Annotated in this window: 13 protein-coding genes; 11 read left to right on the forward strand and 2 right to left on the reverse strand. The window is 55.6% G+C overall.

What is annotated here, in order from left to right:
* Nucleotides 1-167 precede the first annotated feature (167 nt).
* The 5 genes from AC1MKH_RS05400 (at nucleotide 168) to AC1MKH_RS05420 (ending at nucleotide 7,388) form a co-directional block, all read left to right on the forward strand.
* Nucleotides 168-809, forward strand: a complete 642-nt coding sequence (locus AC1MKH_RS05400; RefSeq protein WP_015965623.1) for a hydrolase — start codon at nucleotides 168-170, stop codon at nucleotides 807-809.
* Nucleotides 810-867: 58 nt separating this feature from the next.
* The gene (locus AC1MKH_RS05405) at nucleotides 868-1,410 is read left to right on the forward strand and encodes an antibiotic biosynthesis monooxygenase (protein ID WP_015965622.1); all 543 of its coding nucleotides are present in this window, start codon (nucleotides 868-870) and stop codon (nucleotides 1,408-1,410) included.
* Between the two features lie 20 nt (nucleotides 1,411-1,430).
* Complete coding sequence (locus AC1MKH_RS05410) at nucleotides 1,431-3,299, forward strand: amidohydrolase (RefSeq protein ID WP_149462160.1); 1,869 nt, start codon at nucleotides 1,431-1,433, stop codon at nucleotides 3,297-3,299.
* A 142-nt stretch (nucleotides 3,300-3,441) separates the two neighbouring features.
* A complete protein-coding gene (locus tag AC1MKH_RS05415; RefSeq protein WP_276224733.1) occupies nucleotides 3,442-6,027 on the forward strand; it encodes a DUF2339 domain-containing protein in 2,586 nt (861 codons plus the stop codon).
* Nucleotides 6,024-7,388, forward strand: a complete 1,365-nt coding sequence (locus AC1MKH_RS05420; protein WP_327621891.1) for a DUF3999 domain-containing protein — start codon at nucleotides 6,024-6,026, stop codon at nucleotides 7,386-7,388. The genes AC1MKH_RS05415 and AC1MKH_RS05420 overlap by 4 nt, the downstream gene beginning before the upstream one ends.
* Before the next feature lie 48 nt (nucleotides 7,389-7,436).
* Here the strand turns inward: AC1MKH_RS05420 and AC1MKH_RS05425 are convergent, their stop codons facing one another.
* The gene (locus AC1MKH_RS05425; RefSeq protein ID WP_113858772.1) at nucleotides 7,437-8,039 is read right to left on the reverse strand and encodes a peroxiredoxin; all 603 of its coding nucleotides are present in this window, start codon (nucleotides 8,037-8,039) and stop codon (nucleotides 7,437-7,439) included.
* Between the two features lie 140 nt (nucleotides 8,040-8,179).
* Nucleotides 8,180-8,761 (reverse strand): ACP phosphodiesterase, encoded by a 582-nt coding sequence (gene acpH / locus AC1MKH_RS05430; RefSeq protein ID WP_149462157.1) that lies wholly within the window; start codon nucleotides 8,759-8,761, stop codon nucleotides 8,180-8,182.
* Between the two features lie 94 nt (nucleotides 8,762-8,855).
* On the opposite strand from acpH, the gene queA reads away from it, so the two are divergent.
* From queA to AC1MKH_RS05460, 6 genes are all read left to right on the forward strand, one after another.
* A complete protein-coding gene (queA, locus tag AC1MKH_RS05435) occupies nucleotides 8,856-9,920 on the forward strand; it encodes a tRNA preQ1(34) S-adenosylmethionine ribosyltransferase-isomerase QueA (protein WP_276224731.1) in 1,065 nt (354 codons plus the stop codon).
* Nucleotides 9,921-10,027: 107 nt separating this feature from the next.
* Complete coding sequence (gene tgt / locus AC1MKH_RS05440) at nucleotides 10,028-11,155, forward strand: tRNA guanosine(34) transglycosylase Tgt (protein ID WP_276224730.1); 1,128 nt, start codon at nucleotides 10,028-10,030, stop codon at nucleotides 11,153-11,155.
* Between the two features lie 22 nt (nucleotides 11,156-11,177).
* A complete protein-coding gene (yajC, locus tag AC1MKH_RS05445; RefSeq protein WP_276224729.1) occupies nucleotides 11,178-11,510 on the forward strand; it encodes a preprotein translocase subunit YajC in 333 nt (110 codons plus the stop codon).
* A gap of 27 nt (nucleotides 11,511-11,537) precedes the next feature.
* Complete coding sequence (gene secD, locus AC1MKH_RS05450; RefSeq protein WP_327621890.1) at nucleotides 11,538-13,385, forward strand: protein translocase subunit SecD; 1,848 nt, start codon at nucleotides 11,538-11,540, stop codon at nucleotides 13,383-13,385.
* A gap of 10 nt (nucleotides 13,386-13,395) precedes the next feature.
* Entirely contained in the window at nucleotides 13,396-14,367 is a 972-nt protein-coding gene (secF, locus tag AC1MKH_RS05455) for a protein translocase subunit SecF (RefSeq protein WP_015965612.1), read from the forward strand.
* 113 nt (nucleotides 14,368-14,480) lie between these two features.
* Complete coding sequence (locus AC1MKH_RS05460) at nucleotides 14,481-15,881, forward strand: M24 family metallopeptidase (RefSeq protein WP_276224727.1); 1,401 nt, start codon at nucleotides 14,481-14,483, stop codon at nucleotides 15,879-15,881.
* The last annotated feature ends 49 nt before the right edge of the window (nucleotides 15,882-15,930 follow it).

A 15,930-nucleotide genomic window follows, 5' to 3' on the forward strand; every position in this document is an offset into this window, starting at 1 on the left:
AACCCGTTCATTTCATAACATAATATTTACCGTCATCGAACCATAAATTTTCTTTAACAACTCGTTAAAAATTTCCCGCTATACTCACTCTGCATTCTGATTCAGTATCCACCTGTCATTTAGTCCTAAAATTTCCACTTAACTTATTGCTTAAGAAGGTGTTTTTTATGTCTATTCGGGAACTGATCGATCCATCTAACTCCACCCTCATTTTTATCGACCATCAACCGCAAATGTCTTTCGGCGTGGCGAATATTGATCGTCAGACGTTGAAAAATAACACCGTCGCGTTGGCGAAAGCCGGGAAAATTTTTAACGTTCCAACCATTTATACCTCCGTTGAAACCAAAAGCTTCAGTGGCTATATCTGGCCGGAACTGCTGGCGGTTCACCCGGAAATTAAACCGATTGAACGCACTTCCATGAACTCCTGGGAAGATGAAGCTTTCGTGAAGGCGGTAAAAGCCACCGGACGTAAAAAGCTGATTATTTCTGCCCTGTGGACTGAGGTTTGTCTGACCTTCCCGGCATTAATGGCGCTGGAAGAAGGTTTTGAAGTTTATGTGGTTACCGATACGTCTGGCGGTACCTCTGTGGATGCGCACGAACGTTCCATCGATCGTATGGTTCAGGCGGGCGCAGTTCCGGTAACCTGGCAGCAGGTGCTGCTGGAGTACCAGCGTGACTGGTCACGTAAAGAAACTTACGACGCAGTGATGGATCTGGTTCGTGAGCACAGCGGCGCCTATGGTATGGGCGTGGATTATGCTTACACCCTGGTTCACGGCGCGCCGGAACGCAAAGCGTAATGACGACGACGGGGGGCGAAACGCTTCCCGTCAGAATGCGACAGCAAGGAAAACCGTCATGACGCAAAAACATGTAACGCTGGTGATTACGCATGCGCTGCGTCCGGAAGATGCGGACCAGTATGAAGCCTGGCTCGGCAAAATCATGCCCGTTGCCGCAGAGTATCCCGGCCATCTTGGCGCTAACGTTATTCGCCCGGCGGACGGGCAGGGTGCCTGGAATATCATCATTCGCTTCGATACCCTGGAGCACCTCTACGCCTGGACGCAGTCCGAAACGCGCAAACAGCTGGTGGATGAAATCACTCCGTTGTTAGCCGAAGGCGATCACACGGAAGTTCGTACCGAAGCGGCGTTCTGGTTTACGCCACCGTCACCGCACGTGCGTCAGCCAAAACAGTGGAAACAATTTCTCATCACGCTGCTGGTGATTTTTCCCAGCACCAACCTGGTGCCGTGGGTAACCGGCGCGCTGTTCCCCGCCCTACAGGGCTCCTTGCTGCTTCATTTCATTAACGATGCCTGTGTGGTTGCGCTGGTTGTCTGGCTCTGGATGCCCATCGTGACCCGACTATTCGCCGGATGGCTTAAGAAAGCCTGATCCGGTTTGAGGAGAGTGACATGTCACAAAAAGCCACACTGATCCTGAACCAGGGACGTATTCACACGCTCGACCGTCAGCATCCGCTGGCGGAAGCGGTGGCGATTGCCAACGGTAAAATTCTGGCAACAGGCAGCAACGATCAAATTATGTCGTACGCGGGCGAAGGCACGCAGATTGTCGATCTGAAAGGGCATACGGTGATCCCAGGGCTGAATGACTCGCACCTGCACCTGATTCGTGGCGGCCTGAACTACAACCTTGAACTGCGCTGGGAAGGTGTACCGTCGCTGGCCGACGCGCTGAGAATGCTGAAAGATCAGGCCGATCGTACGCCGTCGCCGCAGTGGGTGCGCGTGGTGGGGGGCTGGAGCGAATTCCAGTTTGCCGAACGCCGCATGCCAACCATTGAAGAGCTGAATGAAGCCGCGCCGGATACCCCGGTGTTTGTGCTGCATCTGTACGATCGCGCGCTGCTCAACCGCGCGGCGCTGAAAGCCGTTGGTTATACCAAAGAGACGCCAAACCCGGCGGGCGGCGAAATCGTGCGTGATAATAACGGCAACCCAACCGGGATGCTGATCGCCAAACCCAACGCGATGATCCTCTACTCGACGCTGGCGAAAGGGCCAAAACTGCCGCTGGAGATGCAGGTGAACTCGACTCGCCAGTTTATGCGCGAGCTGAACCGCCTTGGGCTGACCAGCGCCATTGATGCCGGCGGCGGCTTCCAGAATTACCCGGAAGATTACGAAATCATCGAAGAACTGCACGCTAAAGAGCAGATGACGATTCGTATCGCCTATAACCTGTTCACGCAGCGGCCAAAACAGGAACTGGAAGATTTCGAGCGCTGGACGGATATGCTCAAACCGGGCCAGGGCACCGATTTCTATCGCGCAAACGGCGCGGGCGAAATGCTGGTCTTCTCGGCAGCGGATTTCGAAGACTTCCTCCAGCCACGCCCGGATCTGCCGGAAGGGATGGAAGATGAGCTGGAGCGTGTGGTGCGCCATCTGGTGGAACATCGCTGGCCGTTCCGTCTGCACGCCACCTATGACGAATCGATCAGCCGCATGCTGGATGTGTTCGAAAAAGTGAACCGCGACATTCCGTTTAACGGCCTGCACTGGTTCTTTGACCACGCAGAAACCATTACTGAACGTAATATCGAACGTGTTAAAGCGCTGGGCGGCGGGATTGCGGTACAGCACCGCATGGCATTCCAGGGCGAATACTTCATCGAGCGTTACGGTAAAGAAGCGGTGAAACATACCCCGCCGGTCGCCAAAATGCTGGCCGCCGATGTGCCTGTTGGCCTGGGAACGGATGCCACCCGCGTGGCGAGCTACAACCCGTGGACCGCGCTTTACTGGCTGGTTTCTGGCCGCACGGTTGGCGGCATGGCGATGTATGACGATGAAAACCGTCTGCCGCGCGATGTGGCGCTGGAACTGTGGACCGCAGGCAGCGCGTGGTTCTCCAGCGAGCAGGGTAAAAAAGGGCGCATCGAGAAAGATCAGCTTGCCGACCTGGTGGTGTTGTCGAAAGACTACTTCAGCGTGCCGGAAGAAGAGATCAAAGGCATTGAATCGGTGATGACTATCGTGGATGGCAAAGTGGTGTATGCCGCCGGTCACTTCACTCCGCTGGCGCCGCCTGCGATTCCGGTCGTTCCAGACTGGTCACCGGTGGTGAAAGTGCCGGGCCATTATCGCTCTGCGCCGCCGGTTGCCGGAAAAATGGGCGCCGTAGTGCAGATGCACCAGTGCTGCGGTAGCTGCGGCGTACACGGCCATCAGCATGATATCGCGCGTAAATCGTCGATTCCTGTCTCCGATGAACAGGCATTCTGGGGCGTGCTGGGCTGTTCCTGCTTCGCGTTCTGATGCTATCGTTAACCGGATGGGGCCTCCCATCCGGTTTTTTGTTGTTCTCTTCTGAAAATCCCTCCTCGTTGCAAAGATTAATGGCGTAAATGCAACCATTTGTGTCAATCTGCGTTTATCCGTGCTGGCTAAAGGTGGAAACATGGACGAGCTTGTAATCCTTGGCTGTATCGTGCTGTTCTTTGCGCTGGTGGTGGTGCCCATCCTGGCGATTGTCGCTATTAATCGTACTTCCGCCATGCGCTATGAAGTTTCGTTGCTTCGTCGTCGGCTGGAGGAACTGGAGCAACGCGGTGTTAACGTTGCGCCGGAGCTAAAATCAGTCTCGGTGGTTGAACCGGTGATTCCCATCGCCCCCTCTCAACCTGAGCCAGCCAATCCCTGGCAGCCCACAGAAAAAGACGCGCCGGTATCACCGCCCGAGCGCGAGACGCCATCGGCATTTGGCGGCGTATTCACTTCATTATTACGCTGGTTTATGCAGGGTAACCCACTGGCTAAACTGGGTATTCTGCTGCTGTTTCTTGGGCTCTCTTTCCTGTTGCGCTATACGGTCGAGCACGCGCTATTTCCGCTGGAGCTGCGTCTTGTGGCGACGGCGCTTTGTGCGGTGGTGCTGCTGGCTATCGGCTGGCGATTGCGGCATAAACAGCGTGTCTATGCGTTGATCCTGCAAGGTGGCGCGACGGGCGTGCTTTATCTCACCGTATTCGGCGCATTTCGCCTGTGGCAAATGTTGCCGATGACGCTGGCCTTTGCGCTGCTGGTGCTGATTTGTGCGGCAAGCGTTGGCCTGGCGGTGCTGCAAAATGCCCTGAGCCTGGCGATGCTGGCGAGCCTCGGCGGCTACCTTGCGCCAGTGCTTCTCTCTACGGGAAGCGGCAACTACATTGCGCTGTTCTCTTTCTACCTGCTTCTGTCCATTGGCATTCTGGCAATTAGCGCGCGGCAACACTGGCGCGAACTGAATCTGTTAGGGCTGCTTTTCACCTTTGGCGTGGGCGGATTGTGGGGCATGAATGATTATCGCCCTGAATACTGGCTTAACTGCCAGCTGTTCCTGATCGCCAATATCCTGATTTTCGGCGTCCTGAGCGTACTGTTCTCCTGGCGATCGCAGGAAAAAGGTAAACGTGTGGTTGACGGCGTGCTGCTCTTCGCGCCGCCGCTGATTGGCTTTGGAATGCAGTACGTCATGACGCAGCACATGACTTACGGCCCGGCGATTAGCGCACTGGGTTATGGCGCGTTTTATCTGGCGCTGGCGTGGCTGGTGCTGCGTCGATTCCCGTCGGCGGAACGTACCCTGGTGCTGGCCGCGCTGGCGCTGGGCGGCGCATTCACCACGCTTGCTATTCCGCTGGCGCTTTCCGCACGCTGGACGGCGATGGCCTGGGCGCTGGAAGGTGTGGGTGTGCTGTGGTTAGGCATACAGCAACAGCAGCGGCGCATGAGTTTTAGCGGCACCGCGCTATTACTGCTGGCACTGGGCAGCGGCGTCTGGGCCCTGGCGGACGAAACCACGCCGCTCTCCATCATGATGATTTTTGCTGTACTCAGCCTTAGCTGGCTCGCCGCCGCCTGGTTGTGGCGCGCAGAAATACGACGTCTGAGCCTGGCGCTGTTAATCGGCGGCGTTGCATTCTGGGTGATTGCCCTCGCGGGTGCGGCACAACTCGTCACTACCCAGGACGCGACGACAGGATTTGTCCTGCTCGCGTTGATATCCCTCTCGGCCTGGGCCTGGCGTTTTATGCGCCAGCGTCTGGCATGGGGGGAACTCGGTTTCGCACAGTGGCTGCTCTGGCCCGCCATGCTGTTGATGCTGTGCGAGCAAATTCATCAGCAGCAAATTTTCGCCGCAGGCTGGCACAATCTGGCGTGGGTGATTGCGCTGCCGTCTGCGCTCACGTTGCTTTATCGTGATGACAGTACGGTGCCATCGCGCCTTTCGCAGGGGCTGCATCTCGCGTTGTTATGGATGCTGATGCTCGCATTTGGGACCGAACTGCTGTGGTATGTGCAGTCGCTGCCGTGGGGCATGAGCGCCTGGCAAAGCGGCCTGCTGATGGCGGCGGGGGGGATTACCATTCTGCTGATACACGCCGCGCTTCGCCGGGCATGGTGGCCGTTCTGCCGCTGGCCGGAAATGTATGGCGGCGTGGCGATTGCCCCCGTGGCGGCCCTGCTGCTTGGTTTGCTGGTACTGAGCAACGTGCAAAGTGGCGTGGTCTATCGTCAGCTTTATCTGCCGTTGATTAATCCTTTGGAAGAGGGGGCGGCGTTTGCGCTGCTTGGGCTTTATGTGGCGGAACGCGCTGTTCGGCGTCATCTGCCGTCAGCGTGGCGCGCATCCGGCGCGTTGCTGCTTGCCGGGCTGGCTTTCTGGTGGCTTAACGGCATGCTGATGCGTGCGCTGGCGTGGTATGGCGACGTTGCCTGGGATTTCAGCGCACTCTGGCAGTCGCGGCTAATTCAGACGACCTTTGCGCTGTTCTGGATGCTGATAGCGCTCATTATTATGATTCGCGCAACGCGCAACGTCTCACGCAAAATGTGGCTGTGCGGTGCCGCGCTATTAGGCGTGGTAATCATCAAACTGATGCTGGTCGATAGCGCAGGCGGCGGTGGTCTGGCGCGCGCGGTGGCGTTTATTGGTGTGGCGATACTGGTATTGATTGTTGGTTATTTCTCGCCGTTGCCACCCAAAGCAGGAGAGCAAAAATGAAACGGATAAAAGCGATGGTGTGCAGCCTGCTTCTGGCGGGCAGTTCCTCCGCCTTTGCGGCGGAATCCCCGCGTGACTACGCCACGGGAATGACGCTGGAAACGTCTTCGTCATCACCCTGGTATCGCGTGGCGTTACCGCGTGAGGTCTATCAGCACAGCGCCTGGCCAGACTTGCGGGACGTTCGTGTATTTAATCAACAGGGCGAGCGCGTTCCCTTTACGTTAATGACGAAGCCAACGCCGCCTGCCGTCGCGGATTCGGTCGCCCTGCGCCTGTTTCCTTTAGCGGCCTCGCCGATCGCCACGACGGATGCCGGTGCGCCGCAGACGATCCGCCTGAAGGCAGCCAATGGCGTGGAAATTAACCTTCAGGGCGATGAGGCAAAATCGGTGGGTCAGAGCTATTTACTGACCTTACCGGACAGCCGGGAAGCGTCGCTACACCTGACGCAGCTGCGGCTGGACTGGGCGGCATCGAGCACAAGCTGGCAGGGTAAAGCTTCGGTTTACGCCAGCCGGGATCTCAGCCACTGGCAGCGCGTTCAGGAAAATGCGCCGCTGATGGATCTTTCCCGTGACGGCGAACGGTTGAAGATGAACACTGTGGCCGCCGAATTGACGCTGTCGCCCAAAGGCAGACGTTACTTGCTACTGGTTCTTGACCCACAAACGCCCATGCCGGAGTTAAAAGGCGTAATGGCCGTGGCGCAACCGCAAGAGCCGCTTACTGAGCGTATTCAGCTCCCGGCTGCGGTCGCCAAAGCCACATCAACCGAGGCCGTCTGGCAATGGGATCAACCGCAACCGTTAAGCGCGCTTTCCATCACGCTGATGGAAGAAGGGGTTTTGCCGGTCGATATCGCCTGGCGAAGCGATGAGAAAAGCGAATGGCGACCACTGGCAAAAAGCGTGTTGTATAACGTCAACGATCAAGCGCAGGAGGCGTTTCCGCTCTCTGCGAATGTTGTCGAGGCCATTCGTATTACCACGGTGGATGCCCATCTGCCGCAAACGCTGCCGAGGGTAAGCGGCGAGCGTGAGGTTAAAGTGCTGGTCTTTAATGCACAGGGCAAGGGCCCCTATATGCTGGCCTGGGGAAATAAGGCGGCGGAAAACGTCGCGTTGAGTCTGAAGCAGTTGATTCCTGAAGCGCTCCCGGCGAGCAAAAACATCGAGACGCTGCCCTGGGCGCAGCCGCTGGAGGCCGTCAAACTGGGCGGTGACGCGCGATTGCAGGCAGTGAGTGCGGGTGAACAGCAGAAACTGTGGGTAGCCCTCGCGGTGTGGGCTGTGCTTATCGTTGGCGTGGGGGCGTTGCTGATGGTGGCGTGGCGAATCTGGCGAGAAGCCCGGCGCTAAAAACAAAAAAGGCTCGCCTGCGCGAGCCTTTTCTTATTCGTCCGCCAATTACAGGCTGGAGACGTTTTCGGTCAGATATTTTGCAACGCCGTCCGGGGACGCCGCCATACCTTCTTTACCTTTTTCCCACTGCGCCGGGCACACTTCGCCGTGCTCTTCGTGGAATTGCAGTGCGTCAACCATACGCAGCATTTCGTCGATGTTACGACCCAGCGGCAGGTCGTTAACGACCTGGTGGCGAACAACGCCGTTAGCGTCGATCAGGAAAGAACCACGCAGCGCCACGCCCGCGTCCGGGTGTTCGATGCCGTAGGCTTTCTGGATTTCGCGTTTAATGTCAGCAACCATCGCGTATTTCACCGCACCGATGCCGCCTTTATCGACCGGGGTGTTACGCCATGCGTTGTGAACGAATTCGGAGTCAAAGGAAACACCGACCACTTCTACACCGCGTTTCTGGAACTCTTCGTAGCGTTTATCGAACGCGATCAGTTCAGACGGGCAGACAAAGGTGAAGTCCATTGGCCAGAAGAACAGCACGGTGGCTTTGCCGTTGGTGTGCTGTTTGAAGTTAAAGTTTTCAACGATTTCGCCGTTACCGAGCACTGCCGCAGCGGTAAAGTCAGGAGCCTGACGAGTAACCAGAACCATGGGTTCTCCTTTGAGTATAGAAAGTAAGTAGTACGCAACGCGGGCCAGTATAGAGAGTGAACCGCAATGACTCAAAGAGGCTACAGCAATCGATATTTAAAGTTCTGCCTATTAATAGACAAATGTTTGACAGGTCAGGATTAAAGCTCGCGTGCTTTGGCTTGCGCCATCATCTGCGGATAAAACTGCCAGAACTGTTTTTCCAGTTGCGCATAATGCTGGTCTAAATCGTGCCAGGAGTCGCGCAGGGCGTCCAGTTTCGGACGTCGGCTGGCCATGCCGTTAAGCACGCGCTGAATAAATTCCATTTCGCGATAGCGCTCCAGCCAACGTTCTGACCAAAGGTAATCGTTCAGATTCACGAAGCGCGGCGGCGAATCCGGCAGAATCAGTGACACCTGCTCATGGGCGTACTCGACGAACTCCGGCAGCGCCATCTGTGGCGAAAGCTGCGACCAGTGTCGCGAAAGAAAATGGTCCCACATCACATCGAGCGTAATAGGCGCGACGCGCCGCGTTTGCGGGCGGAACCATTCCAGGGCTTCTTTCACCTCAGGCAGGTTATCGGTCATCACGTCGATGCGCCGATGCATGTAAATCCCGTCGACCACCTCGGCCGGGTAGCTGTTATCCGGATTGCCGCGCACAAAATCGGCCAGCAGATTGCCGGACAACGAGCTGTCGGCGAGGTACGCGAGATGCAGGTGAGCTAAAAAATTCATCGATTATTATCTATCCAGAGGGGGATAGGGTTGCAGGGAGAACGCCCCGGCACTAGACTACCCGCCTCATTATTAAGTCCAGAGTCTTAGAGTCATGCGCCTTGCCGATTTTTCCTTTGAATTACCTGAATCCCTGATTGCCCACTATCCACAGCCTGAGCGCAGCGGTTGCCGCTTGCTGTCGCTGGACGGGCCGACAGGCGCGCTGACGCACGGTACTTTCACCGATCTGCTCGATAAGCTCAACCCTGGCGATCTTCTGGTCTTTAATAATACCCGCGTCATTCCTGCGCGTCTGTTCGGTCGCAAGGCCAGCGGCGGCAAGATTGAAGTGCTGGTTGAGCGTATGCTCGATGATAATCGTATTCTGGCACATATTCGCGCCTCTAAAGCGCCGAAGCCGGGTGCAGAACTGCTGCTGGGCGATGACGAAAGCATCAATGCGACTATGGTTGCACGTCATGACGCGCTGTTTGAAGTGCAGTTTAACGATGAGCGCCCGGTGTTAGACATTCTTAACAGCATCGGCCACATGCCGCTGCCGCCGTACATCGATCGCCCGGATGAAGACGCCGACCGCGAACTTTATCAAACCGTTTACAGCAGCCGCCCTGGCGCTGTCGCGGCGCCAACGGCCGGCCTGCACTTCGACGACCCACTGCTGGCGAAGCTTCGCGAAAAAGGCATTGATATGGCCTTTGTGACCCTGCACGTGGGCGCAGGGACTTTCCAGCCGGTGCGCGTTGAGAGCATTGAAGAGCACACCATGCACTCCGAATATGCGGAAGTGCCGCAGGACGTGGTTGATGCGGTGCTGGCGGCGAAAGCGCGTGGTAACCGCGTGATTGCGGTCGGCACTACCTCTGTGCGTTCGCTGGAAAGCGCGGCACAGGCGGCGAAAAACGACCTGATTGAACCGTTCTTCGGCGATACGCAAATCTTTATCTATCCGGGCTATCAGTACAAAGTGATTGATGCGCTGGTGACCAACTTCCACCTGCCGGAATCGACGTTGATTATGCTGGTTTCCGCGTTTGCGGGCTATAAAAACACCCTGCACGCTTATCACGAAGCGGTAAAAGCGGAATATCGCTTTTTTAGTTACGGTGATGCGATGTTTATCACGTACAATCCGCAGGCCATTAACGAACGTCCCTGATTGGGGCGTGTTTTTCCCCCTCTCCCTCAGGGAGAGGGCCGGGGTGAGGGTGAACCTCACCTCGCAACATTAACCATCAGACTGTCTCTCTGATGCAGGAGAATAGCGTGAAATTTGAACTGGACACCACCGACGGACGCGCACGCCGTGGCCGCCTGGTCTTCGATCGTGGCGTAGTGGAAACGCCTGCTTTTATGCCCGTCGGTACCTACGGCACCGTAAAAGGCATGACGCCGGAAGAAGTTGAAGCCACCGGCGCACAGATTATCCTCGGCAACACCTTCCACCTGTGGCTGCGCCCGGGTCAGGAAATCATGAAACTGCACGGCGACCTGCATGACTTCATGCAGTGGAAAGGCCCCATCCTCACTGACTCCGGCGGCTTCCAGGTCTTCAGCCTTGGCGATATTCGTAAGATAACCGAACAGGGCGTACACTTCCGTAACCCGATCAACGGCGATCCTATCTTCCTCGATCCAGAAAAATCGATGGAGATTCAGTACGATCTCGGTTCTGACATCGTGATGATCTTCGACGAATGCACGCCGTATCCGGCGGACTGGGACTATGCTAAACGTTCCATGGAGATGTCTCTGCGCTGGGCCAAACGTAGCCGTGAGCGTTTTGACGGCCTCGGCAATAAAAATGCGCTTTTTGGCATCATTCAGGGCAGTGTTTACGAAGATTTACGAGATATCTCCGTTAAAGGTCTGGTAGATATCGGTTTTGATGGCTACGCTGTCGGCGGCCTGGCAGTAGGCGAACCGAAAGCAGACATGCACCGCATCCTGGAGCACGTCTGCCCGCAAATCCCTGCTGACAAACCACGTTACCTGATGGGCGTTGGTAAACCAGAGGATCTGGTTGAAGGCGTACGTCGCGGTATCGATATGTTTGACTGCGTTATGCCAACGCGTAACGCGCGCAACGGTCACCTTTTCGTGACCGATGGCGTGGTGAAAATCCGTAATGCGAAGCATAAGAGCGATACCAGCCCACTCGACGCTGAGTGTGATTGCTATACGTGTCGCAATTATTCACGTGCGTACTTGCATCATTTAGACCGTTGCAACGAAATACTGGGCGCACGTCTCAACACGATTCATAACCTTCGCTACTATCAGCGTTTAATGGCTGGTTTACGCAAGGCTATCGAAGAGGGTAAATTAGAGAGCTTCGTGTCTGATTTTTACCAACGTCAGGGGCGAGATGTTCCAGCTTTGAACGTTGATTAATATTAATAATGAGGGAATTTTAATGAGCTTTTTTATTTCTGATGCGGTAGCAGCACCGGGTGGCGCAGCACAGGGCAGCCCGATGTCTCTGATTCTGATGCTGGTGGTGTTCGGTCTGATTTTCTACTTCATGATCCTGCGCCCACAGCAGAAACGTACCAAAGAGCATAAAAACCTGATGAACTCCATCGCCAAAGGTGATGAAGTGCTGACTAACGGTGGTCTGGTTGGTCGCGTAACCAAAGTAGCGGAATCTGGCTACATTGCTATCGCGCTGAACGACACCACTGAAGTGGTTATCAAACGTGACTTCGTAGCTGCCGTTCTGCCGAAAGGCACCATGAAGGCGCTGTAATTTACTGTTTTCCCAAAGGGAACTGCCGTGTTAAACCGTTATCCTTTGTGGAAGTACATCATGCTGGTCGTCGTGATTATCGTCGGCCTGCTTTACGCACTTCCCAACCTGTATGGTGAGGATCCGGCTGTTCAGATCACTGGTGCGCGCGGAGTCGCCGCCAGTGAGCAAACGCTGATCCAGGTCCAGAATACTTTACAACAAGAAAAAATCACCGCTAAGTCTGTGGCACTGGAAGAGGGCGCTATTCTTGCGCGCTTCGACTCCACCGACGTCCAGCTGCGTGCTCGTGAAGCGCTGCTGAGCGTGCTGGGTGATAAATACGTCGTGGCGCTGAACCTTGCTCCTGCGACCCCGCGTTGGTTGGCGGCCATTAAAGCCGAACCGATGAAGCTGGGTCTTGACCTGCGTGGTGGTGTTCACTTCCTGATGGAAGTGGATATGGACACGGCGCTCGGCAAGCTTCAGGAACAAAATATCGACAGTCTGCGCAGCGATCTGCGCGAGAAAAACATTCCGTATTCCAATATTCGTAAGTCAGATAACTATGGTCTGACGATTCTGTTCCGCGACAGCGCGGCACGCGATCAGGCGAATACCTGGCTGAGCACTCGTCATCGTGACCTGGTTATTACTAATCAGGGCAGCAACCAGCTGCGTGCAGTCATGAGCGATGCGCGTCTGAGCGAAGCGCGCGAATATGCGGTACAGCAGAACATCAACATCCTGCGTAACCGTGTAAACCAACTGGGTGTGGCCGAGCCTGTGGTACAGCGTCAGGGTGCGGATCGCATCGTCGTTGAACTGCCGGGTATTCAGGATACCGCGCGTGCGAAAGAAATTCTGGGCGCTACCGCGACGCTGGAATTCCGTCTGGTGAATACCAACGTTGACCAGTCCGCTGCCGCATCTGGCCGTGTGCCGGGCGACTCTGAAGTGAAACAGACCCGCGAAGGTCAGCCGGTTGTGCTGTACAAACGCGTGATTCTGACCGGTGACCATATCACCGATTCCACTTCCAGCCAGGACGAATACAACCAGCCGCAGGTTAACATCTCGCTGGATAGCGCAGGTGGTAACACCATGTCTAACTTCACCAAGGACAACATCGGTAAACCGATGGCGACCCTGTTTGTGGAGTACAAAGACAGCGGTAAGAAAGATGCGAACGGTCGTTCTGTACTGGTGAAACAGGAAGAGGTGATTAACATCGCCAACATCCAGTCTCGCCTGGGGAACAGCTTCCGTATCACCGGCATCAACAACCCGAACGAAGCGCGTCAGCTCTCTCTGCTGCTGCGTGCCGGTGCGCTGATTGCGCCGATTCAGATTGTTGAAGAACGTACTATCGGCCCAACTTTGGGTATGCAGAACATCAAACAGGGCCTGGAAGCATGTCTGGCGGGTCTGGCAGTTTCTATCCTGTTCATGATTTTCTTCTACAAGAAATTTGGTCTGATCGCGACCAGCGCGCTGATTGCTAACCTGGTACTGATCGTCGGTATCATGTCACTGCTGCCAGGGGCCACGCTGAGTATGCCGGGTATTGCGGGTATCGTGCTAACCCTTGCGGTGGCGGTCGACGCCAACGTACTGATCAACGAACGTATCAAAGAAGAGTTGAGCAACGGGCGTTCGGTGCAGCAGGCAATCAACGAAGGTTATGCGGGCGCATTCAGTTCCATCTTTGATGCGAACATCACCACGCTGATTAAAGTTCTGATCCTGTATGCAGTCGGCACCGGGGCAATCAAAGGCTTTGCTATCACCACCGGTATCGGTGTGGCAACGTCGATGTTTACCGCAATTGTCGGTACGCGTGCCATCGTAAACCTGTTGTATGGCGGCAAACGCATCAACAAGCTGTCAATCTGAGGAGTGCGTTGTGGCACAGGAATATACTGTTGAACAATTGAACCACGGCCGTAAAGTCTATGACTTTATGCGCTGGGATTACTGGGCTTTCGGCATCTCTGGCCTGCTGTTGGTGGCTGCCATCGTCATTATGGGCGTACGCGGCTTCAACTGGGGGCTCGATTTCACCGGTGGTACGGTAATCGAAATTACGCTGGAAAAACCGGCTGAAATTGATGTGATGCGTGAAGCGCTGCAGAAGGCGGGCTTTGAAGAGCCGCAGCTGCAGAACTTTGGTAGCAGCCACGACATCATGGTCCGCATGCCGCCAACTGAAGGCGAAAATGGCGGTCAGGTGCTGGGGAGCCAGGTTCTGAAGGTGATTAACGAATCCACCAATCAGAACGCGGCAGTGAAACGCATCGAGTTCGTTGGGCCGAGCGTGGGTGCAGACCTTGCGCAAACCGGTGCAATGGCGCTGATCGTGGCGCTGATCTCTATCCTCGTTTACGTCGGTTTCCGCTTCGAGTGGCGACTGGCGGCGGGTGTGGTTATCTCACTGGCGCACGACGTTATCATTACGCTGGGGATACTCTCGTTATTCCATATCGAGATTGACCTGACTATCGTGGCATCGTTAATGTCGGTTATCGGTTACTCGTTGAACGATAGCATCGTGGTATCTGACCGTATTCGTGAAAACTTCCGCAAAATTCGTCGCGGGACGCCTTACGAAATCTTTAACGTGTCACTGACCCAGACGCTGCACCGTACGTTGATCACCTCCGGTACGACGTTAGTGGTTATTCTGATGCTGTACCTCTTCGGTGGTCCGGTACTGGAAGGCTTCTCACTGACCATGCTGATTGGTGTTTCTATCGGTACCGCTTCTTCTATCTATGTTGCGTCTGCACTGGCGCTGAAACTGGGTATGAAGCGCGAGCACATGCTGCAGCAGAAAGTCGAGAAAGAAGGGGCGGATCAACCGTCAATTCTGCCGTAAGACGACTCTCCCGTCAGAATCGGAATCCCGGTCGCAAGGCCGGGATTTTTTTATTACAGCCTCGCCAATATTGGTTACTCTCCGTGGATGGCCTTTGACATGGAGTAACGCCAGTGACCATCACACTCGATTCACTTTCTCTGCAAACTGTACCGCAGCCAGCCGTCTGGCATCATCTGCCTTCCGTTACCTTAAACGACGACACTCTGCGCGATCGCAAAGCTAAAGTGCTGGCCGGGATGGCCTCTCGCGGGCTGGACGCGCTGGTGATTTATGCTGACAAAGAGCACGGCGGCAATTTTGAGTATCTCACCGGATTTATCCCGCGCTTCGAAGAGGCACTGCTGGTATTGCACAGTGAGGGGGATGCCGTGCTGGTGCTCGGTAACGAAAATCTGAAACTGGCGGCGCATGCGCGGCTGGAAAACCGGGTGGTGCACGCCCCATGGTTCTCCCTGCCTAACCAGCCGATGGACAATCAACAATCACTGCCGGATGTCCTGAACAGTGCGGGTATCGTTACCGGAAAAAACTATGGCCTGGTGGGCTGGAAACTGTTTACCGGTGCGCAAGATGACGCCTGGAAGATGTTTGATCTCCCGTCTTTTATCGTTGAGGCTATTCGTCAGGCGGCAGGGCCGGAAGCCACGCTGTGCAATGCCACCGGGATTTTTATCTCGCCAGAGCACGGTGCGCGAACGGTCAATAACGCCAATGAACTGGCACACTACGAGTACGGCGCGAATCTGGCATCAACGGCGATTCTCGATGCCCTGAATGCCATCGAGCCAGGGAAAACTGAAAAGCAGATCGGCGCATTGCTTGCGGCCCAGGGGCAGCCGAATAACGTCGTGATGATTGCCGCAACCGGCGATCGCTTCGCCAATGCCAATCTTTACCCTGGCGATAAACATATACAGCGCGGTGACAAATTCTCGCTCACCACCAGTTACAAAGGCGGCCTGAGCAGCCGTGCGGCGTATGTGGTGGCGGATGAAAGCGAACTGGCGCCGGAGGTGGCGGATTATCTCGACGTGGTAGCGAAACCCTACTATCGCGCCGTCGTGACCTGGCTCACCCACATTCGCCCAGGTATGTTGGGCAGTGAAATGTATGCGCTGATTGAACGGGTATTGCCGAAGGCGGAGTATCACTGGCACCTCAATCCGGGCCATCTGGTGGCGGATGAAGAATGGCTGTGCTCGCCGATTGGCCCGGACTCCAGCGCACCGCTGCGCAGCGGTATGCTGCTGCAAATCGACATCATTCCTTCCCGCGCAGGTTACGCCGGAGCCAGCATTGAAGACACGGTAGCGCTGGCTGATAAGCCGCTGCGAGATGAGCTTGCGCAGGCGTACCCTGAACTGTGGAACCGGGTGTTAATGCGTCGCCATTACATCAAAGAGCATTTAGGCATCAGCCTGCCGGACGAGGTGTTGCCGTTGTCGAATACGGTGGGGTATCTGCGCCCCTGGTTGCTCGACCCAACGCGAGCGTTGGCGTGTACATCTTAACGCTCAAGACTACTGACAGTACGCTGTCAGTAGTCTTGTCATACACTCC

Source organism: Pseudocitrobacter sp. CD920760 (assembly GCF_057782505.1).